The organism is Bradyrhizobium sp. CCBAU 45321 (assembly GCF_028128975.1).
Classification (GTDB): Bacteria; Pseudomonadota; Alphaproteobacteria; order Rhizobiales; family Xanthobacteraceae; genus Bradyrhizobium; species Bradyrhizobium yuanmingense.
Genome location: NZ_LFKZ01000122.1, coordinates 57083 through 77970, shown reverse-complemented (window position 1 = coordinate 77970; position 20888 = coordinate 57083). Strand labels below are relative to the sequence as shown.

General features: G+C 63.6%; 21 protein-coding genes. 5 read left to right on the top strand and 16 right to left on the bottom strand.

The genetic code is table 11. From position 1 onward, the window contains the following. The first annotated feature begins 426 nt into the window (after positions 1-426). The 3 genes from ACM43_RS18480 to ACM43_RS18470 are packed head-to-tail and all read left to right on the top strand — an operon-like array spanning position 427 to position 5213. A complete protein-coding gene (locus ACM43_RS18480; protein ID WP_271541968.1) occupies positions 427-2370 on the top strand; it encodes a PrkA family serine protein kinase in 1944 nt (647 codons plus the stop codon). Between the two features lie 30 nt (positions 2371-2400). Continuing rightward, positions 2401-3678: a YeaH/YhbH family protein gene (locus tag ACM43_RS18475; protein WP_271542122.1), complete on the top strand. Its 1278-nt coding sequence runs from the start codon at positions 2401-2403 to the stop codon at positions 3676-3678. After that, entirely contained in the window at positions 3675-5213 is a 1539-nt protein-coding gene (locus ACM43_RS18470) for a SpoVR family protein (RefSeq protein WP_271541966.1), read from the top strand. The genes ACM43_RS18475 and ACM43_RS18470 overlap by 4 nt, the downstream gene beginning before the upstream one ends. A gap of 210 nt (positions 5214-5423) precedes the next feature. On the opposite strand, the gene ACM43_RS18465 is transcribed toward ACM43_RS18470, so the two are convergent. The 6 genes from ACM43_RS18465 to ACM43_RS18440 all read right to left on the bottom strand — a co-directional run bounded on the left by ACM43_RS18465 (position 5424) and on the right by ACM43_RS18440 (position 8192). Next, positions 5424-5861: a DUF1801 domain-containing protein gene (locus tag ACM43_RS18465; protein ID WP_157282129.1), complete on the bottom strand. Its 438-nt coding sequence runs from the start codon at positions 5859-5861 to the stop codon at positions 5424-5426. Between the two features lie 11 nt (positions 5862-5872). Continuing rightward, positions 5873-6064 (bottom strand): hypothetical protein, encoded by a 192-nt coding sequence (locus ACM43_RS18460; protein WP_157282126.1) that lies wholly within the window; start codon positions 6062-6064, stop codon positions 5873-5875. 51 nt (positions 6065-6115) lie between these two features. Further along, entirely contained in the window at positions 6116-6544 is a 429-nt protein-coding gene (locus tag ACM43_RS18455) for an SRPBCC family protein (protein ID WP_225182720.1), read from the bottom strand. Further along, complete coding sequence (locus ACM43_RS18450) at positions 6541-6864, bottom strand: ArsR/SmtB family transcription factor (RefSeq protein ID WP_271541960.1); 324 nt, start codon at positions 6862-6864, stop codon at positions 6541-6543. The genes ACM43_RS18455 and ACM43_RS18450 overlap by 4 nt, the downstream gene beginning before the upstream one ends. A 217-nt stretch (positions 6865-7081) precedes the next feature. Beyond that, positions 7082-7531, bottom strand: coding sequence for a DsrE family protein (locus ACM43_RS18445; RefSeq protein WP_271541959.1), 450 nt, complete (start codon positions 7529-7531; stop codon positions 7082-7084). 40 nt (positions 7532-7571) lie between these two features. Then, positions 7572-8192 (bottom strand): hypothetical protein, encoded by a 621-nt coding sequence (locus ACM43_RS18440; RefSeq protein ID WP_271541957.1) that lies wholly within the window; start codon positions 8190-8192, stop codon positions 7572-7574. A gap of 323 nt (positions 8193-8515) precedes the next feature. Between ACM43_RS18440 and ACM43_RS18435 the strand changes: the two genes are divergently transcribed. Together ACM43_RS18435 and ACM43_RS18430 are read left to right on the top strand one after the other, a co-directional pair. Further along, positions 8516-10048, top strand: coding sequence for an SUMF1/EgtB/PvdO family nonheme iron enzyme (locus tag ACM43_RS18435; protein ID WP_271541955.1), 1533 nt, complete (start codon positions 8516-8518; stop codon positions 10046-10048). Between the two features lie 17 nt (positions 10049-10065). Further along, positions 10066-10512 (top strand): DUF4399 domain-containing protein, encoded by a 447-nt coding sequence (locus ACM43_RS18430; RefSeq protein WP_271541953.1) that lies wholly within the window; start codon positions 10066-10068, stop codon positions 10510-10512. On the opposite strand, the gene ACM43_RS18425 is transcribed toward ACM43_RS18430, so the two are convergent. From ACM43_RS18425 to pqqA, 10 genes are all read right to left on the bottom strand, one after another. Next, positions 10513-11568 carry a 2-oxoacid:ferredoxin oxidoreductase subunit beta gene (locus ACM43_RS18425; RefSeq protein ID WP_271541951.1) on the bottom strand — a complete coding sequence of 352 codons (1056 nt, stop codon included), beginning with the start codon at positions 11566-11568 and terminating at the stop codon, positions 10513-10515. 130 nt (positions 11569-11698) lie between these two features. Further along, positions 11699-13546 (bottom strand): 2-oxoacid:acceptor oxidoreductase subunit alpha, encoded by a 1848-nt coding sequence (locus tag ACM43_RS18420; RefSeq protein WP_225123993.1) that lies wholly within the window; start codon positions 13544-13546, stop codon positions 11699-11701. Next, positions 13516-15315 carry an FAD-dependent oxidoreductase gene (locus ACM43_RS18415; RefSeq protein WP_271541947.1) on the bottom strand — a complete coding sequence of 600 codons (1800 nt, stop codon included), beginning with the start codon at positions 15313-15315 and terminating at the stop codon, positions 13516-13518. The genes ACM43_RS18420 and ACM43_RS18415 overlap by 31 nt, the downstream gene beginning before the upstream one ends. A 240-nt stretch (positions 15316-15555) precedes the next feature. Beyond that, positions 15556-16233 carry a DUF4286 family protein gene (locus tag ACM43_RS18410; RefSeq protein WP_271541945.1) on the bottom strand — a complete coding sequence of 226 codons (678 nt, stop codon included), beginning with the start codon at positions 16231-16233 and terminating at the stop codon, positions 15556-15558. Between the two features lie 13 nt (positions 16234-16246). After that, entirely contained in the window at positions 16247-17230 is a 984-nt protein-coding gene (gene pip / locus ACM43_RS18405) for a prolyl aminopeptidase (RefSeq protein WP_271541943.1), read from the bottom strand. Beyond that, complete coding sequence (gene pqqE / locus ACM43_RS18400; RefSeq protein WP_128263812.1) at positions 17220-18401, bottom strand: pyrroloquinoline quinone biosynthesis protein PqqE; 1182 nt, start codon at positions 18399-18401, stop codon at positions 17220-17222. The genes pip and pqqE overlap by 11 nt, the downstream gene beginning before the upstream one ends. After that, positions 18398-18709: a pyrroloquinoline quinone biosynthesis peptide chaperone PqqD gene (pqqD, locus tag ACM43_RS18395; RefSeq protein ID WP_271541939.1), complete on the bottom strand. Its 312-nt coding sequence runs from the start codon at positions 18707-18709 to the stop codon at positions 18398-18400. The genes pqqE and pqqD overlap by 4 nt, the downstream gene beginning before the upstream one ends. Positions 18710-18720: 11 nt before the next feature. Next, positions 18721-19476 carry a pyrroloquinoline-quinone synthase PqqC gene (pqqC, locus tag ACM43_RS18390; RefSeq protein ID WP_439099749.1) on the bottom strand — a complete coding sequence of 252 codons (756 nt, stop codon included), beginning with the start codon at positions 19474-19476 and terminating at the stop codon, positions 18721-18723. Positions 19477-19496: 20 nt separating this feature from the next. Then, entirely contained in the window at positions 19497-20426 is a 930-nt protein-coding gene (gene pqqB / locus ACM43_RS18385) for a pyrroloquinoline quinone biosynthesis protein PqqB (RefSeq protein ID WP_271541935.1), read from the bottom strand. A 130-nt stretch (positions 20427-20556) separates the two neighbouring features. Then, positions 20557-20637: a pyrroloquinoline quinone precursor peptide PqqA gene (gene pqqA, locus ACM43_RS18380; protein WP_007595659.1), complete on the bottom strand. Its 81-nt coding sequence runs from the start codon at positions 20635-20637 to the stop codon at positions 20557-20559. Between the last annotated feature and the right edge of the window lie 251 nt (positions 20638-20888).

The window sequence follows — 20888 nt, the reverse complement described above, 5'->3', positions numbered from 1 at the left end:
GGGCCTGGCCTGGCAGCGATTGTGACACGGTGCTGCGCGTTGCCGCGGCGACGTACAGGCCGCCAGCACACCGCATTGCAGCAGGAAGATGAACGGGGACCGCAAGGCTTCGCCGTACGAGCGTCATAAGATCGCCGCTCCCCGATCGCTATGCTGCACCGCCGGATGGGGCCATCCCCGGGAACGCCCGGATGTGGCGACCGAGTGACATTTTCTGGAAATGAGCCAGAATAGACGGAGATTCGCACAAATTGCAGGCAGGTGCCTGTTCGTAACTCATGGAGTGCCTACGTTGTGCGTTGCGTCGAGTCGCCACCCGGGTGTCCAATGATTGTCATGTGCTCACGCTGATTCGAAACGGCCTGAGGAACGGTCCGGTAACTGCTTTCGTTTCAGCTTGTAGCGGAACTCACGCGGAGAGGGATCATGTACAACGATTCTCTATTCAACGCTTTCGCTCGGTCGTTCGAGGCGAGAAGCCAGCACGACATGTCGATGGCGGAATATCTGGAATCGTGTCGAAGCGATCCCATGAAATACGCGAACGCGGCTGAACGACTGCTAGCGGCGATCGGTGAGCCTCAGACGATTGACACGGCCAAGGACCCACGCCTTGGCCGTATTTTTTTGAACCGCACCATCCGCACCTATCCAGCCTTCGCCGGCTTCTACGGCATGGAAGAAACCATCGAGCGCATCGTCGGTTTCTTCCGCCATGCGGCGCAAGGTCTCGAAGAGCGCAAGCAGATCCTCTACCTGCTCGGCCCGGTCGGCGGCGGCAAGTCCTCGCTCGCCGAGCGGCTCAAGTCGCTGATGGAAGTGCAGCCGATCTACGTGCTCAAGGCCGGCGACGAGCTCTCGCCCGTGTTCGAGAGCCCGCTCAGCCTGTTCGATCCCGATCAGCTCGGTCCGATGCTGGAGGAGAAGTACGGCATTCCGCGCCGTCGCCTCACCGGCCTGATGAGCCCGTGGTGCTACAAGCGGCTGGAAGCGTTCGGCGGCGACATTTCCCAGTTCCGTGTCGCCAAGATCCAGCCGTCGCGGCTGCGCCAGATCGCGATCGCCAAGACCGAGCCCGGTGACGAGAACAACCAGGACATCTCCTCGTTGGTCGGCAAGGTCGACATCCGCAAGCTCGAGACCTACGCCCAGAACGATCCCGACGCCTACAGCTATTCCGGCGGCCTCAACCGCGCCAACCAGGGCGTGCTCGAGTTCGTCGAGATGTTCAAGGCGCCGATCAAGATGCTGCATCCGTTGCTGACCGCAACCCAGGAAGGCAATTATATCGGCACCGAGAACATCGGCGCGATCCCGTTCACCGGCATCATCCTGGCGCACTCGAACGAAGCCGAGTGGGCGAGCTTCAAGGCCAACAAGAACAACGAAGCCTTCATCGACCGCATCTGCGTCATCAAGGTGCCCTACTGCCTCAGGGTCACCGAGGAGCAGAAGATCTACGAGAAGCTGATCCAGGGCTCCGAGCTCGCCTCGGCTCCTTGCGCGCCGTCGACGCTGGAGACGCTGGCGCGGTTCTCGGTGATGTCGCGCCTGCGCAAGCATGAAAACTCCACGATTTACGCCAAGATGCGGGTCTATGACGGTGAAAGCCTGAAGGAATCCGATCCAAAGGCGCGCAGCGTCCAGGAATATCGCGACGCCGCCGGCGTCGACGAGGGCATGGACGGCGTCTCGACCCGCTTCGCCTTCAAGATCCTGGCCGCCACCTTCAACCACGATCCGCAGGAGGTGGCCGCCGACGCCGTGCATCTGATGTACGCGCTGGAGCAGGCGATCCGCCGCGAGCAGCTGCCTGAGGAGATCGAGAAGCGTTATCTCGAATTCATCAAGGCGGACCTCGCGCCGCGCTATGCCGAGTTCATCGGCAACGAGATCCAGAAGGCCTATCTCGAATCCTACTCGGATTACGGCCAGAACCTGTTCGACCGCTACGTCGATTACGCCGACGCCTGGATCGAGGACCAGGACTTCAAGGACCCTGATACGGGCCAGCTGCTCGATCGCGAGCTTTTGAACCAGGAGCTGACGAAAATCGAGAAGCCGGCGGGCATCGCCAACCCCAAGGACTTCCGCAACGAGGTCGTCAAATTCTCGTTACGCTCCCGGGCCCAGAACGGCGGCAAGAATCCGACCTGGACCTCCTACGAGAAGATTCGCGATGTGATCGAAAAGCGGATATTCTCCCAGGTCGAGGACCTGCTTCCGGTCATCTCCTTCGGGTCGAAGAAGGACGGCGAGACGGAGAAGAAGCACGGCGAGTTCGTCGCACGCATGGTGGAGCGCGGCTATACCGAACGTCAGGTTCGCCGGCTCGTCGAATGGTACATGCGCGTGAAGCAGGCCGGTTGAGGCGGATGGGAGGCGAATGGTAAAGTGCCCATTCACATTATTGACAGGCGCCTGAATCCAGGCGGTAAGAGTCTTGAGAACCGCCAGCGGTTCTTGCGTCGGGCCAAATCCCTGGTGCAGGGCGCCGTCAAGAAGACCTCGCAGGAACGCGACATCAAGGACGTCCTGGAGGGTGGTGAGGTCACGATCCCGCTCGACGGCATGCACGAGCCGCGCTTCCGCCGTGAAGGCGGGACGCGCGACATGGTCCTGCCCGGCAACAAGAAGTTCATCGAAGGCGACTATCTCCAGCGCTCCGGCCAGGGCAGCGCCAAGGATTCCGGTCCCGGCGAAGGCGACAGCGAGGACGCCTTCCGCTTCGTGCTGAGCCGTGACGAGTTCGTCGATCTGTTCCTCGACGACCTCGAGCTTCCGGATCTCGCCAAGCGCAAGATCGCACAGACCGAGAGCGAAGGCATCCAGCGCGCCGGCTACACCATGACCGGCTCGCCCGCCAACATCTCGGTGAGCCGGACGGTGAAGCTCGCGCTCGCCCGCCGCATCGCGCTCAAGCGTCCGCGCAAGGAGGAGATCGAGGAGCTGGAAGCCGCGATCGAAGCCTGCACGGACGAGGACGAGCGTGCGGCTCTCGTGGCCCGGCTCGAAATGTTGAAGGCGAAGTCCAAGCGCATCCCCTTCATCGATCCGCTCGATATCCGCTACCGGCGCTTCGAGACGGTGCCCAAGCCCGTCGCGCAGGCCGTGATGTTCTGCCTGATGGACGTTTCCGGCTCGATGTCCGAGCACATGAAGGACCTGGCGAAACGCTTCTACATGCTGCTCTACGTGTTCCTGAAGCGGCGCTACAAGCATGTCGAGATCGTCTTCATCCGCCACACCGACCGCGCCGAGGAGGTCGACGAGCAGACCTTCTTCTACGGTCCGGCCTCGGGCGGCACGCTGGTCTCCAGCGCGCTGCAAGCGATGCACGAGATCGTGCGCGAGCGCTTCAACCCGTCGGACTGGAACATCTACGCCGCGCAGGCTTCCGACGGCGACAATTCCTATTCCGACGGCGAGCTCACGGGGCTCCTCTTGACCGAGAAGATCCTGCCGGTCTGCCAGTTCTTCGCCTATCTCGAGGTCGGCGAGGCCGGCGGCAGCGCCTTCGATCTCTCCGACTCCTCGCTCTGGAGTCTCTACGAACGCCTGCGCAACAGCGGCGCCCCGCTCTCGATGCGCAAGGTCTCGGAGCGCAGCGAGATCTTCCCGGTATTCCACGATCTGTTCCAGCGCCGCGACACTGCCCAGGAGAAGGCCGCTCCATGAAGGAACGTTTGTTCGAAGGCGCCGATTGGGATTTCCACACCTTGCAGCGCATCACCGATGCCTGCGAGGAGGTGGCGTTGAAGGATCTCGGCCTCGACGTCTATCCGAACCAGATCGAGGTCATCACCGCCGAGCAGATGCTGGACGCCTATTCGTCGGTCGGCATGCCCCTGTTCTACAAGCACTGGTCATTCGGCAAGCACTTCGCGTTCCATGAGGCGTCCTACCGCAAGGGCCTGATGGGGCTCGCCTATGAGATCGTCATCAACTCCTCGCCCTGCATCTCCTATCTGATGGAGGAGAACACGGCGACGATGCAGACGCTGGTGATCGCGCACGCCGCCTTCGGCCACAACCATTTCTTCAAGAACAATTATCTGTTCAAGCAGTGGACCGATGCCGACGGCATCCTGGACTATCTCGACTTCGCCAAGAACTACGTCATGCAGTGCGAGGAGCGCTACGGCCGCATCGAGGTCGAGCGCACGCTCGATGCCGCGCACGCGCTGATGTCGCACGGCATCGACCGTTACCCCGGCAAGAAGAAGCTCGATCTGCGCGCCGAGGAGAAGCGGGCAGGGCGCCGCCGCCAGCACGAGGAGGAGGTCTTCAACGATCTCTGGCGCACGGTGCCGAAGGGCGCCGCCAAGAGCCGCTCCACGCTCAGCATCGAGCGCCGCCGCAAGCTGCTCGGCCTGCCGCAGGAGAATTTGCTCTATTTCCTGGAGAAGAGCGCGCCGCGGCTGGCGCCCTGGCAGCGCGAGCTGCTCCGCATCGTCCGCCACATCGCGCAATATTTCTATCCGCAGAGCCAGACCAAGGTCATGAACGAGGGGACGGCGACCTACGTTCATTATCGCATCATGACCAAGCTGCACGAGCAAGGCCGCATCAGCGACGGCAACTTCCTCGAATTCTTGGGGTCGCACACCAACGTGGTGTTCCAGCCCGAATTCGACGACCCGCGCTTCTCCGGCTTCAACCCTTACGCGCTCGGCTTCGCCGTGATGCAGGACATCGAGCGCATCGTTAGCAATCCGGAGGACGAGGACCGCGAGTGGTTCCCCGACATCGCCGGCAAGGGCGATGTCATGGGCGTGCTGCGCGACGTCTGGGCCAATTATCGCGACGAGAGCTTCATCGGCCAATTCCTGAGCCCGAAGTTGATGCGGCACTTCCGCATGTTCCATCTGCACGACGATCCCGAGGAGCGCGCCGGCATCCGGGTCGACGCCATCCACGACGAGCGCGGCTTCCGCCGCGTCCGCCGCGAGCTGGCGCGGCAGCACGATGTCGGCTACATCGACGCCAATATCGAGGTGGTCGACGTCGATCTCTCCGGCGACCGCCGCCTGATCCTGCATCATCACGTCATCAAGGGCTCGCAGCTCAACGAGACCGACGCCAAGCGCGTGCTCCAGCACCTGGCCGATCTCTGGACCTACGACGTCGCACTGATCGAGGTCGATGCCAACGACAAGGTCCTGCGCGAATACGTCGTCAGCCCACGCCCGATTCCCGCCGCGGTGGCGTGAGGCTGTCTCCTCTTTTGAAGTGAAGCTCGCGCGCCGAAGGCGGTGCGCTCCCTCCCCCGCTTGCGGGGGAGGGCTGGGAGAGGGTGTCTCCGCAGTGGGGTTCCCCAAGAGGATAGAGCCCTCTCCCGCGCCTTCGGCACGACCTCTCCCGCAAGCGGGAGAGGTTGCACCGAGCCCGGGGCAATCAAGTCAACCTAAAGCCATTCCGCTCTACGCCGATCGCTTCCCCGGCTTCTTCTTCGACACATTCAGCTCCACCGCCGCGCGGATCAACGCCTTCAGCGCCTTCTCGTTGACCTTTTCGCCCTCGCGAAGATCGATCGCCCGGCGCACATTGCCGTCGAGGCTGGAATTGAAGAGGCCTGCGGGATCCGCGAGTGCCGCGCCCTTGGCGAAGGTCAGCTTCACCACCTCCTTGTAGGTCTCGCCGGTGCAGATGATGCCGTCGTGCTCCCACACGGGAACGCCCCGCCATTTCCACTCTTCGACGACATCAGGGTCGGCCTCCTTGATCAGCGCGCGAACCCGCCCCAGCATCTCACCGCGCCAGTCGCCGAGCTCCTTGATCCTGCCGTCGATCAGCTTGGATGGCGAGGCGGTACCTGCTTGCTTCGCGCTGCTCGTCTTGGCCGCCACGGGCTTCTTCATCATGGCCTCGTTCACGCGTCGCTGCGGCCGCGATAAGGCAGCGCGAACAGATAGAGCCCGGTCGCGAGCAGCGGAATCAGCGGCACCAGTGCCAGGAAGCCGATCCACACGGCCTCGACTTGCATCGTCATCGCCACGATGTTGGCGATGACGGCAAGCGTGAAAGCCATCGACAGCCAGCGATGAATCTGCCGAATCCACATAGGCGTGCTCACTGGGACCTCCTTTGAGAATGATCGGAATGGGTGGTGGAGCTAGCTCGCCCGCGCCAGCAGATCGTCCAGCTTCGCCAAAAACTGCTTCCAGCCGGCATGCGCGCCGCCGAACGCCTGTTTCTGCGTCGGGCGGAAGCCCGCCTGCTCGACGCGCAAATGCGTGCCCGCGCTCGTCGGCGTCAGCGTGAAGGTGACGATGCTCTTGAGATCGAACGCGGCGTCCTCGTGCGAGAAATTCCAGGTGTAGGCCAGCGTCCTCTGCGGCTCGATGGTGAGCACCTCGCAGTCCAGCACGCCGCCCCATTCGCCGCGCAGATTGAAGCGATGGCCGACGACCGGCTTGAAATCGTTCTTCATCAGCCATTCCTCGATCAGATGCGGCTGCGTCAGCGCGCGCCAGAGCCGCTCGGCGGGATAGGCAAATTCGCGCTCGATGACGACGGAGCGCGTTTCGGCGGGTTCGTTCATTGGTCCATCCTCGTCAGGAGATCGTCGAGGGCATCTAACCTTTTCTGCCAGAACCCGGCCATCTGGCCGGTCCAGTCGATCAGCGGATTGAGCGCGCCGGGCTGCGCGCTGTAATGGGTCTGCCGTCCTTCGTGCCGGTCGCGCACCAGGCCCGCCTGCTTCAGGGCGCCAAGATGTTTCGACACCGCCGGCTGCGATACGCCGGATCGCGCCGTCAGCGCCCCGACCGTCTGCTCCCCCTCACGGCACAGCCGCTCGAAGATCGCCCGCCGGGTCGGGTCGGCGAGCGTCCTGAACAGGAGGTCGGGGGTGGGAGGCATGAAAAATCCATAACCGGGAGGTTATGAATAGACTCATAACTGTGGAGTTATGGGTAAGTCAAGTACGATGGGGCCTGCGGCGCCGCCATACGCCCCCGTCATTGCGAGCGCAGCGAAGCAATCCAGAATCTGTCCGCGGAGGCTGTCTGGATTGCTTCGTCGCAAGGGCTCCTCGCAATGACGCGGAAAGGGCTGCGCCAGACGTCGCCGTGCCCGCCTACGGCCGCAAATACAGATACCCCTGCGACTGCAGCTCGGCGAGCCGCACCACGCCGCCGTTCTCTGCGTTGACGAAGCCTGGCAGCAGCTCGCTCAGCGTCACGTTCTGCGCCTTCATCGTGTTGCCGCAGGCCGCGAGCTCGACGCCGCCCGTGGAGAAGTCACCGACGCGCTTGCTGACGTCGGGGTTGGCCTGCGCCGAGTGAAACGCCTTCAGCGCCGGGCCGTGGATCACCAGCGCGATCGTCACGTGCTCGGGGCCGCCGACGCCGTCGATGTGGTTCTGGATATTGCCGAGCACGAAATGGACCTTCTCGGCGTCGCTGAGGTGATAGGCCACCTTGAGCTTGTTCGACCGCGCGGTGGCGGTGGTGGCTTTCGCGCTGGAGCCGCCAAGCGCCGCACCGAGTGCCGAGACGGCGCTCCACAGGATGTTCCGGCGGTTCATGGCGATCTCCTCGACGAAGCCCGAATTTGCCGCAGGCATATCATTTGTGGCGCAGCGCCGCGAGTTCCTTGCGGTCGATCACCAGCGAGGCGCACTCGCGATTGTCGGCCCGGTCGAGCCGGAAAATCTTGTCGTCGGCGCCGGCGGTCAGCGAATGCTCGGCGTCATCGTCCGGCTTGTTGTTCTGCCAGACCCTGACACGTTCGAGCCGGACGATCGCGGACTTGTCGTCCTTGGAGAGCGCAACACCGATGCCGCCGCCATCGCAGTCGACGCCGCAGCCGAGGCGCACCTCGTCGCCGCTCCTGGTGAATACGGCGTGGTTGCACGAGCCGCTGGAGTCGAAATCGCCGCTGCGGTGACGGTACCTGAAGCCAAGGCGGAAGGAATGGTGAAGCTCCTTGTCCTCCTTGTCGAATTCCGCGGAGATCAGCAGCTTCATCGCGGCGACCTTCTGCTTCGGATGCCGCGCCAGATGGTCGGCATCGTAGCGGCGGACGAAGCAGGCATAGGCCTTGTCGCCGGGAGGCTTCGCATACATCCGCGTATTGAAGGTCTCGGCCTCGGCCTTGCTGGGCTCGCGAATATCGTCGACTTCCTCGGCGCGGCCGACGCTGGTCAGCGCAGCAAAAGTGAGGGCAGCAAGGATGACGAGCTTCATGAGGGCCTCGCGCACACGACAATTTCGTCGCAGCAGGACAGAGCTGCTGTCTGTTAGACGCAGAATTGGTGACCCGCGTTCAACCGTCGCAAGCCGCTCGAGCGGTGGTCGCGGTGCGGATTCGCGCAACTCGCTTCACGCTCCGCCTTAGTCACTGATGGGCTTGAGAAGGTTCAAGCGGTGAAGCGGGCGGCCCTTCGGAACTTGAAGTCTGCAATCGCTGCGACATTGTCTCGGTTCGTCAATGTGATAGCCTTCACAAGCGACCGCCTTCGGCGGTCGTAAGCTGGGGCTGCCTTGTCAGTATGTGGAGTCCCCCCGCAATGGGCGAAATTCGCAGCTTCAAATCCGGCAATCAAGACGAGCCGCCTGCGCACGGCGCCATGCCTCGTCGCCTCGCAGCGATCATTGTCGGTGACATCGCTTCGTACAGCCGCATGATGCAGGCCGATGAGGAGGGGACGCATGTCCGCGTCAAGCGGATCGAGCGCGACCTCATCTATCCAAGCATCGTCGAGCACCATGGAACTCTGGTGAAGACGACAGGCGATGGCTTCATCGCCATTTTCGACAGCCCCGTCGAGGCCGTTCGATGCAGCATCGTCATCCAGCAGAACCTCATCGGCCGCAACGCGTCGCTTCCCAAGCATTCGCGGCTCGAATATCGGATCGGCGTCAATCTCGGCGATGTGATCGTGGAGTCGGACGATGTCTACGGCGACGGCGTCAACATCGCCACACGCATCGAGGGCATTGCCGAGCCCGGTCAGGTCTATATCTCGGGCGCGATCTACGAGCAGATCAAGCACAAGGTAGTATGCGGCTATGAGTCGCTCGGCGACCGCAAGGTCAAGAACATCACCGATCCGGTGCGCGTGTATCGTGTGCTGCCGGACGCTGATGCGATCGGCAAGACAAGAAGCCGGCGTGAGAACGCGCTGATCTTTTTGCTGGCCATTACAGTGCTGATGATGGCCACCGGCGTGCTCTGGTATTTGCTGGCGCAACCCGGCAAGATGGGCGAGCAGGCTGCCGCGCCGCCCACCGCTCCGGTGGTCTCACCGGTTCCTCAGCCGTTGCCGAGCGAGGCGGCGAAGCAGACGCCGCAACCCTCTCCGTCATTGGCTTCGTCGCCTTCGGCCCCGACTCCGGCTCCGGCTCCCAGCCCATCGGCAACGCCGGTGCGCCAGCCCGAAATGATCGCCATTCGCGGCGGCAGCTTCGCCATGGGAAGCAACGACGATCCGACCGAGCGTCCCGTCCACCAGGTCACGATCAAGCCGTTCTCGATCGGAAAATACCCGGTGACGGTGCAGGAGTGGAACGAATGCGCTGCCGCCAAGGCGTGCGGATTCACGGCCACCGGCAAGGACGATGCCCCGGTCAGCAATGTGAGCTGGATCGATGCGCAGCAATATGTCGCCTGGCTCGCGCAGGCGACAAAGAAGCCCTACCGGCTTCCGAGCGAAGCCGAATGGGAATATGCGGCACGCGGCGGGACACAGACCAAATATTGGTGGGGCGACAAGCTGCAGCCGGGCATGGCCGGCTGCAAGGATTGCGGTGAACTTGCGGCCGAGCAGCCGGCCAAGGTTGGCAGTTTCAAGCCCAATCCGTTCGGGCTTTACGACATGGGCGGCGGCATCGATCAGTGGGTCGCGGACTGCTGGCACCGGACCTATCAGGGCGCGCCCAGCGACGGCTCGGCGCGGACCAGCGCTGACTGCAGCTCTCATGTCCTGCGCTCAGGCTCCTGGAAGAACGATTCGAGATATGTGCGGCCGTCAAACCGCGGTGGATACGACACCGGCGTCCGTTACCCCACGCATGGATTCCGGATCGCGCTCAGTCCGTAGGTACTGGAGTCAATTTGATGAAGATCGTTTCCTGTATCGCGCTGGCGGCCGCCATCGCATTGTTCCCCGGCGCGGCCTATCCGCAAGGCAAAGCTGCGCCAAAGGACGCCAAGCTTTATTTCATCTCGCCGTATGACGGCCAGAAGATCCGTGGTGGGTTTTGGGTCCGTTTCGGCCTGCGCAACATGGGCGTGACGCATGCCGGCGACGACTACCACAATGCCGGCCACCATCATCTGTTGATCGATGTGAAAGACCCCATCAATGCCAAGGAGCCGATTCCGCAGGACAAGTCCCATCTGCATTTCGGAGCGGGACAAACCGAAACGTTTCTCGAGCTTCCGCCGGGCACGCACACGCTGCAACTCGTGCTTGGCGACGCCAAGCACTATCCGTTCGAACCACCCGTCGTGTCGGAGAAGATCACGATACGCGTCAGGCCGGCGGCATCAGCGCGAAGATGATCACCGCAGGCTGGCGTTGATCTTGTCCAGCACCGCCGAGCCCGGGCAGAGCGTGTCCGCCTCCAGCGCGTTGAGCGGCGTCTCGACCGTGTTGAGATGCTCGTGCAGGTCCTCCGCGTCGGGGTCGACGTACAGAAGACCGGTGACGATCTGGCCCTTGGCGGCGTGCCTTGCGAGGAAGGTCTGGGCGCCCAGGCGGTCATACGGATCGTAATCCGCATCGATCTTGCGCAGCGCGACCTTGCTGCCGTCGTGCTGCTCGACCACCTGCACCGTGCCGGGCGCGTAGTCCACCGCAATCGGGTCGCGGCCGACCAGCACGTCGAGCCGGTTCACCGCGTCGTTGTGCTCGCGGACATAGTCGAAACTCTTGGTCGAGCCGGCGTGGTTGTTGAAGGCGATGCAGGGGCTGATCACGTCGATGAAGGACGCGCCCTTGTGGCCGATCGCGGCGGCGATCAGCGGCACCAGCTGGCTCTTGTCGCCGGAGAACGAGCGCGCCACGAAGGTGGCCCCGAGCTGCAGCGCGATGGCGACGAGGTCGATGGCGTTGTCGGTGTTGGTGACGCCCTTCTTGCTCTTCGAGCCGCGGTCGGCGGTCGCCGAGAACTGACCCTTGGTCAGGCCGTAAACGCCGTTGTTCTCGACGATATAGGTCATGTTGACGCCGCGCCGGATCGAATGCGCGAACTGGCCGAAGCCGATCGAGGCGGAATCGCCGTCGCCGGAGACGCCGAGATAGATCAGATCGCGGTTGGCGAGGTTGGCGCCGGTGAGCACGCTCGGCATGCGGCCGTGCACGGAATTGAAGCCGTGCGAATTGCCGAGGAAATAGTCCGGCGTCTTCGACGAGCAGCCGATGCCGGAGATCTTCGCCACCCGGTGCGGCTCGATCGAGAGCTCGTAGCAGGCTTCGATGATCGAGGCCGTGATCGAATCATGGCCGCAGCCGGCGCATAGCGTCGAGATCTTGCCCTCGTAGTCCCGATGCGTGTAGCCGAGCGCGTTCTTCTTCAGGCCCGGATGATGGAATTTCGGTTTTGCAATGTAGGTCATGAAAGCACCTGCGATCCCAGGGCCGTCATGGCCGGGCTTGACCCGGCCATCCACGTCTTGGCCGAGAAAAAGAAAGGCGTGGATGCCCGGGTCAAGCCCGGGCATGACGAAAGAGAGAGTGATGCGCTAATCATGACACGGCCTTGCGGAGCGGGGTCACCTTGAGGTGGTCCTGGTGGTCGCCAATGGCCTTGGCGATGAAGCGGGCAGTGATCGGCGTACCGTCGTAATGCACGATCGGCACCAGACGGACGGGATCGATGCCGTTCTCGTTCACGATGAGCTGCCGCAGCTGGCTGTCGCGGTTCTGCTCGACGACGTAGACGAAGTCGTGCTCGGCGAGGAAGCTCGCCACGCTCGAGTGGAACGGGAACGCGCGGATGCGCAGGCGGTCGAGCTGATGCCCGCGCGCCTCCAGCAGACCGATCGCCTCGTCCATCGCCGGCGAGGTCGAGCCGAAATAGATCACTCCATATTTGGTCGGCCGTTCCGCATTGGCCTGCAGCGGCCGCGGCACCAGGTCCTGAGCGGTCTCGAACTTGCGCACCAGGCGCTGCATGTTGTCGGCGTAGACGGTGCCTTCCTCGGAATAGCGCGCATAGCGGTCGCGCGACGTGCCGCGGGTGAAATAGGAGCCCTTGGTCGGATGCGTGCCGGGATAGGTGCGGTAGGGAATGCCGTCGCCGTCGACGTCGAGATAGCGGCCGAAGTCGCGGCCCTCCTCCAGCATCTCCGCCGTCATCACCTTGCCGCGGTCATATTGCCTTGCATCGTCCCACTTCAGCGGGCGGCAGAGCCTGTGGTTCATGCCGATGTCGAGGTCGAGCATCAGGAAGATCGTGGTTTGCAGCCGCTCGGCGAGATCGAACGCGGCCGCCGCGAACTCGAAGGCCTCGGCGGGGTCTTCCGGGAACAGCAGCACATGCTTGGTGTCGCCGTGCGAGGCATAGGCGCAGGCGATGATGTCACATTGCTGGGTGCGGGTCGGCATGCCCGTGGAGGGGCCGGCGCGCTGGATGTTCATGATCACGGCCGGGATCTCGGCAAAGTAGGAGAGGCCGATGAACTCTGTCATCAGCGAGATGCCGGGGCCGGAGGTCGCCGTGAAGGCGCGGGCGCCGTTCCAGGACGCGCCGATCACGATGCCGATCGAAGCCAGCTCGTCCTCGCCTTGCACGATCGCGTATTTCGCCTTGCCGGTCTCAGGATCGTGCCGGTACTTCTTGCAATGGGCGGTGAAGGCTTCGGCGACTGACGAGGACGGCGTGATCGGATACCACGCGCACACGGTGGCCCCGCCATAGACGGCGCCGAGCGCGGCGGCGCTGTTGCCTTCGATGAAGATACGGTCGCCGACCTTGTCGGACTTCTTCACGCGCAGCCCGATCGGGCATTTCAGGTTCTGCAAGGCCCAATCGCGGCCGAGATGCAGCGCATGGACGTTGGAGGACAGCAGCTTCTCCTTGCCCTTGTACTGCTCGCCGATCAGCTGCTCGATCAGCTTCGGATCCATGTCGAGTAGCGCCGAGAGCGCACCGAGATAGATGATGTTCTTGAACAGCTGGCGCTGGCGCGGATCGGTGTAGGTCGAGTTGGTGATCGCGGTCAGCGGCACGCCGATCACGGTGATGTCGTCGCGGAATTTGGTCGACGGCATCGGCTTGGTGGAATCGTAGAACAGGTAGCCGCCGGGCTCGATGCCGGCGACGTCCTTGTCCCACGTCTGCGGATTCATCGCCACCATCATGTCGACGCCGCCGCGTGCGCCGAGATGGCCGGCTTCCGTCACGCGCACCTCGTACCAGGTCGGCAGGCCCTGGATGTTGGAGGGGAAGATGTTGCGTGGGCTGACAGGCACGCCGTGGCGCAGGATCGCGCGCGCGAACATCTCGTTGGCGCTGGCCGAGCCCGAGCCGTTGACGTTGGCGAAGCGGACGACGAAGTCGTTTACGCTGCTGATCGGCTTTTTGTCGGACATGTCGAACCTGCGTGGGTCATCTCGATGAAATATTTCTGCATGTCCCAGGCGCCGGTGGGACAGCGCTCGGCGCACAGCCCGCAATGCAGGCAGACATCCTCGTCCTTCACCATCACCCGCCCGGTCTTCAGGTCCGAGGAGACGTAGAGGTCCTGGTCCGGATGCGCGGAGGGCGCCTTCAGGCGCTGGCGCAGATCGCTTTCCTCGCCGTTAGCGGTGAAGGTGATGCAATCCATCGGACAGATGTCGGCGCAGGCGTCGCACTCGATGCAGAGCGAGGTCGAGAACACGGTCTGCACGTCGCAGTTCAGGCAGCGATGGGCTTCGCCGAGCGCCAGCTTGACGTCATAGCCGAGCTCGACCTCGGCGCGGATGTCCTTCAGCGCAACGACCTTGTCGCGATGCGGCACCTTGTAGCGCTTGTCGGGCGAGATGTCGTTGTCATAGCTCCATTCGTGGATGCCCATCTTCTGCGAGGAGATTTGCACCTCCGGCAGCGGGCGCTCGTCGACCGCTTCGCCCGAGAGCATCTTGTGGATCGACAGCGCGGCGTCATGGCCGTGCGCGACCGCCCAGATGATGTTCTTCGGGCCGAACGCGGCATCGCCGCCGAAGAACACTTTCGGATTGGTCGAGGCGAAGGTCTTCGGATCGACCTTCGGCATGTGCCATTTGTCGAACTCGATGCCGCAATCCTGCTCGATCCAGGGGAAGGCGTTCTCCTGACCGACCGCGACCAGCACGTCGTCGCAGGGAATGGTCTGATCGGGATCGCTCGAAGGCACGAGGTTGCGGCGGCCTTTGGCGTCGTATTCGGCTTTGACGTGCTGGAAGGTGACGCCGATCAGCTTGCCGGCGACATGCTTGAAGGCCACCGGGACCATGTAGTTGAGGATCGGGATATCCTCGTGGATCGCGTCCTCCTTCTCCCACGGCGAGGCCTTCATCTCGTCGAAGCCGGAACGCACGACCACGGTGACTTTCTCGCCGCCGAGCCGGCGTGCGGTGCGGCAGCAATCCATCGCGGTGTTGCCGCCGCCGAGCACGATGACGCGCTTGCCTATCTTGTCGACATGGCCGAATGACACGTTGGCCAGCCATTCGATGCCGATATGGATGTTGGCGGCGGCCTCTTTCCGGCCGGGAAGCTCGAGCTCGCGGCCGCGCGGCGCGCCGGAGCCGACGAAGATGGCGTCGTATTTCTCGGCAAGCAGCGCCTTCATGCTGTCGATGCGGTGGCCGCCTTTGAACTCGACGCCGAGACCCAGGATGTAGCCGGTCTCCTCGTCGATCACGGAATTGGGCAGGCGGAATTTCGGGATCTGGGTGCGCATCATGCCGCCGGCTTCCGGGTCGGCATCGAACACGGTGCAGTGATAGCCGAGCGGCGCGAGATCGCGTGCCACCGTCAGCGAAGCGGGACCGCCGCCGACCAGCGCGACGCGCTTGCCGTTCTTCGGCCCGGGCTTCGGCAGCCGCTGCCTGATGTCGTCCTTGAAATCCGCCGCAACACGCTTGAGGCGGCAGATCGCGACAGGATTTTCCTCCACGCGTCCGCGCCGGCACGCCGGCTCGCAGGGACGATCGCAGGTGCGTCCCAGAATGCCGGGAAACACGTTCGACTTCCAATTGATCATGTAGGCATCGCTGTAGCGGCCTTGGGCGATCAGTCGGATGTATTCGGGAACCGGGGTGTGCGCAGGACAGGCCCATTGGCAATCGACCACTTTGTGAAAGTAGTCGGGGGCCGCGATGTCGGTCGGTTTCATTCCTACCCTGTCCGCGCAGGCCCAAAGACCCCGCGGCCTTTTTTGTTAGAGCTCGGCGAGCGCTTAACGCGCTTCGATCTGGTTTCTGAATGACGTCATTGGGTTAGCTTATTAGAACCGTTCCGAAGTACAACGGCAAATTTGCGCGCGTCACCGCTTTCATGGGAGCTACGCGTGCACAGCATTAACGCGCGGCGCACGAGATGCGTGCGCTGCAATATGCTGCGATGCGGATGCCGTTCAGCCGCGCGCGAGATCGCTCTTGGCGAGGTCCCACATCAGGCAGTAGGTGCCGACGGAGATGGGGAGCGGGAAGGGCGCCGCAGCCGGGCCGGTGAAGCGCTCGGCGATGACGGCGGAGACCGCATTGACATGCGTGCCGTCGATCAGCACGAACCAGTCGCGCGCGCCCTCGTTGCGCACCGCCGGAATTCCCGCCGTCGCGCCCGACAATTCCGGCTCGCTTTCGAGCAGGTGCATCGAGATGATGCCGTCGCGGTCTTGCGGCGCCAGCTTTTCTTGCAGCGCATCACGCCACGCACCGGCGTTGTCGGGCGTCGGCCGCAGCCGCACCAGGCCGAGCGACGTGCCGCGGCCAGTACCCTTGCTGATCGTGATGCGCGCGACCACGCGCAGCATGTCCCGGAAGCGCGCCATGGATCGCCGCGACCATTCGGTCTGGTCGGCGAGCCGCGCCCGGTAGGCGGGGCTGTCGAGCACGCCGAGCGTTTCGGTCGAGTACAGCGAGAGATATTTGGGATTGGCGGCATGCGCGACATAGCGCCGCGCTTCGAGAAACCCGTCGATTGCGACGCGCTCTTCCAGATGCTCGCGATCGTACCAGCGGTTGAAATCGGCCTCGTCCGCAGCGTCGATGTTCATCGACGTCAGCAGCATGCCCTTTCCGGCGAGCGGCATTCTTCTTGTCCTCTCATCGCCCGATCTTCGACGCAAGGTCCGCGATCGACTTCATGACCGCGTCCCTCACGCCGCCATCATAGAGCGAATGCCCGGCTTCTTCCACGATGCGAAGCTCGGAACCGGGCCATACTTTCGCAAGGGCCTGCGCTGTCGCGGGAGGACACAACAGATCATAGCGCCCCTGCACGATTATGCCGGGAATGCCTTCGAGCCGGCCCGCGTTCCGCAGCAGCTGGTCCTCGTTCATGAAGCTGTCGTTGATGAAATAATGCGCTTCCATGAACGGCGTCGCCGGCAATGTGCGCCAGACGTTCAGCGCGGCGAGGTCGAGCCGCGTCCTGGCCGGCTTGTGCTCGGACAAGGTGCGCTCGGTGTCGTGCCAGGCCTTCGCCGCCGGGCCATGCACGGCAGGGTCGGCATCGAGGATGCGGCGCCAAAAGGCCTCCACCGGCTGCGCCCGCTCTTCGGGCGGCAGCACGCTGAGGAAATCCTCGTACAGCGCCGGATGGAATTGCGACAGGCGCGAGGTGAAGGCCGTCTCGACCTCGGCTCGCGTGCCGAGAAACGTCGCGCGCAGCGCAATGCCCGAGACGCGCTCGGGATGCACCTCGGCATAAGCCAGCGCCAGCGTCGCGCCCCAGGAGCCGCCGACCACCATCCAGCGTTCGAAGCCGAACTTTTCGCGGATCGTTTCCATGTCCGCGATCAGATGCTGTGTGGTGTTGTGCTCGCGCGATCCCTTGGGCCGGCTGCGGCCGCAGCCGCGCTGGTCGAACAGCACGGCGCAGAAGCGGTCGGGATCGAACAGCCGGCGATGGTCGGGCTGGCAGCCGCTGCCGGGCCCGCCATGCAGGTAGACCGCGGGGATGCCGGCGCGGCCGACGCTCTCGACATAGAGCTCATGGCCGTCGCCGACGTCGAGGATGTCGGAGGTCAGCGGCGCAAAGGGATCGGCACGTTTGGTGGAAGCGGCCGCGTCGGCGTCAGGTCCCATTCTCGGATTCCAGGGTGCCGCCGGCAAAGTTGCGATAGAGGAAGCGGCTGGTCTCGCCCTCGGCCTCGGCTTCCGCCTGCTTGAAGATGGTCTCGTGCAGCGGCGACAGCGCGCAGGCCGGGTCGGTGTTGGCGGCATCGCCGGTCAGCGCGAAGGCCTGGCAGCGGCAGCCGCCGAAATCGATCTCGCGGAATTCGCAAGACTTGCACGGCTCCTTCATCCAGCCGGTGCCGCGATAGCGGTTGAAGGCCTCCGAGTTCTGCCAGATCCAGGCGATCGAATGGTTGGAGCGCACCGACTCGAAATCAAGCCCGGTGATGCTCTCGGCGGCATGGCAGGGCAGCACCTTGCCGGCGGGCGAGATGTTGAAGAACTGCCGGCCCCAGCCGCCCATGCACTTCTTCGGCCGCAGCGCGTAATAATCCGGAACGACATAGTCGATCGTCAGCCGGCCCTTCAGCCGCTCGCGCGCCTCCTCAACGAGGCGGGTACACTCATCGAGCTGCGCCACGGTCGGCATCAGCGCGGCGCGATTCTTCAGCGCCCAGCCGTAATATTGCACATTGGCGACCTCGAGCCGGTCGGCATCGAGATCGAGCGCCATCTGGATGATGTCGGGCAGCTGGTGCAGGTTCTGCCGGTGCATCACCGCGTTCACGGTGAGCGGCAGGTCGAGCTCGCGCGTCCATTTCGCGACTTCGAGCTTCTTGCGGTGGCCGCCCTTGTAGCCGGCAACGCGATCTGCGAGGCCGTCCTCGATCCCCTGGAAAGAGATCTGCACATGGCAGAGCCCGGCATCTGCGAGATCGCTGAGCCTCTCGCGCGTCAGCAGCACGGCCGAGGTGATGAGATTGGTGTAGAGCCCGGCGTCGCTGGCATGCTTGACCAGCTCGACGAGATCTTTCCGTGCCGTCGGCTCGCCGCCGGAGAAATGCACCTGGAGCACGCCGATCTCGGCGAGCTCGCTCAGCACCTTCTTCCACTCGTCCGTCGTCAGCTCTTTGCCAGAGCGGTCGAGCTCGACCGGGTTGGAGCAATAGGGACATTGCAGCGGGCAGCGGTGAGTGATCTCGAGCAGCACGGCGAGCGGGATGCCGAACGTCTCCGCTGTCGAGCGCTGCTTTTCCAGCACCGCGAGGCTGTCGCTGGGCGGGATGGTCACGTCGCTCATGACGTCTTCTCCCTGATCTCGGTGAGAAAGCCCTTGTCGGCGAGATCCTGCAACATGGCGATGATGTCGGTCAGGATCGCCTCGCGCGGCGCTGCGTACTTTGTGGCGAGCTGATCGGCAACCTCGCCGACATTGCGCTCGCCGTTGCAGAGTTGCAAGACCTCGACCGCAATCTCGTCCGGCGCTAGCACCCGCTCCGGCGCCAGGATCACCCAGACCTTGCGCGTCTCGTCATATTTCAGCTTGGCATGCCGCGGCAGCACGGGGCGGCTCGCCTCGCTGACGCTGATGTTCCGCGGCCCGGCCATTGCTTTAATCCTCAGCTCGCTTTGGGCACGAACGCGCCCGGCGGAATGTGGCCCTCGACATAGGCATGCTGGAGCGCATCCAGCTGCACCCACAGCACGTTGGTCTTGAAGATCAGCGCGTTGCAGACCTGCGCGCGCTGCTCCGGCGTCGTGGCGTGCCTCTTGACATAATCGAGCGCGAAATTGGCGTCGCGCGGCGCCTGGGTCAGGCGGCGCTTGAAGTAGCTCATGATATCGGGGTTGACGAAGTCGTAGTGCTCCAGCATGCCCGAGATGCGTTCTTCATGCAGGTTCGGCGCGAACAGCTCGGTGAGCGAGGAGGCGATCGCCTCCAGCGGGCTTTTTTCGCGGCAGAAGTGCACATAGGCTTCCACCGCGAAGCGCGTCGCCGGCAAGATGCCTTCGGTGGATTCGACGTAAGCGGTGTCGAGCCCGAGCCCTTCGGTCAGCTTGATCCAGCGCTCGATGCCGCCCTCGCTGCCGACATCGCCGTCATGGTCCTCGATGCGATGGCGCCATTCCAGGCGGGTGGCGCGGTCGCGGAAGCGCGAGATCACCACTGCGTCCTTGATCGGAATCGTGCTCTGGTAATAGTAGCGGTTGAGCGCCCAGGCCTGCACCTGGCCCTTGTTCAGCTTGCCGCCATGCAGCAGCTTATGGAACGGATGCAGGCTGTGATAGCGCGTGGCGCCTATGTGGCGCAGCGCCGCCTCGAGCTCCTCAGCCGAGTTGAGCTTCAAGTCCTTGCCGATCGAAAGTGCGGTCATTCCAGGCAGTGATGCGGCGTTCACAGCACGATCTCCGTTCCATCCGCCGGTATCTGCCAGCCCGCCTGCTCAGCGGCTTTGCGCTCGGGCGAGCCGGGCAGCAGCGCCGGATTCGAATTATTGATATGCAGAAACAGCTTCCTGTCGATATTGAGGTCGGCCAGCCGCGCGATGGCGCCGTCCTCGCCGGACATGGCGACATGGCCCATGCTCTTGCCGGTCTTGTGGCCGAGGCCGGCCCTGATCATCTCGTCGTCGCGCCAGACCGTGCCGTCGAAGAACACCAGTGAAGCGCCGTCGATCTCGGCCTTGAGCGCGTCGGTCACTTCGGCGCAGGCCGCGATGAAGTAGAAGAACTTGCCGGTGGCCTTGTCGGTGATCTTCAGGCCCAGCGTGTCGCCGTCGCCGCTCTCGCCGCCCGGATGCGCCTTGCCTTCGAGATACCACGCCGACTTGCCCGGCACCGCGAAGGGCAGCACCTCGAGCCCCGAGCGCGTGCCGCCGGGCAGCCGCGGCTCGAACGGCTCGCGGATCGCGATCGGCTGGCGCCGCACGTTCTTCTCGTTCAGCACGTTGAAGATGCTGTTGCTGGCAAGGATCGCCAGCACCTTCTCGTGCGCATAGATCGTGAAGGGCGAGCCTTCGCGCATCGACAGCAGGCCGGCCACCGCATCGACTTCGCTGTTGGTCAAGATCACGCCCGCAATCGGCGTGTGGCGCAGCGCGCCCGCCTTTGGGTGCAGCTGCGGCGTGGCGTTCAATTGCTGGCGAAGATCGGGCGAGGCGTTGATCAGGAACCAGTGCTCGCCGTCGCCGCTGAAGGCGACCGAGGCCTGGGTTCGAAAGAGCTCATGTCCACTCGCACGAGCCGCGCGGCAGCCTTCGCAGCCGCAATTCCACTGCGGAACTCCGCCGCCGGCCCCGGCGCCCAGGACGACGACGCGAAGCATGATCCGTCTCCTGGAGGCGAATTGGCGAGGTGGATCTCAGGCCGAGACAGTTTCGGACAAGGTTTTTGACTGTCGGAAACGTATCGTGACCGAAAGAACCACCTGCGCAGAACGCGTTTCCACCAGCCGCTTACTTGCGGGTGGCGCTCACATACATATTGATTTCCATGCCGCAGGGCACTTCGACGATCTTCGGGGCTTTCCAGGCCATTTGGCTCTCCATTTTCGCGAATTCGGACGTATCCGCCCATTGGACAAGTTAGTGCGGACGGCAAAGTTCGCCAGTGAAATTTTCCCGACCTAGGTAGTAGGCTGCGGGAATTGTTGCACTGCAAAGATGGCGTATTGCGGCCGCAAAGATGAGCGGATCAGATACGCAAAATTGCCGATAGGTCGTGATCCCTGTCGGGATAAACCAGTTGTGAGTATGGATCGGCTTCTCATCGGCGACAGACGACCGCA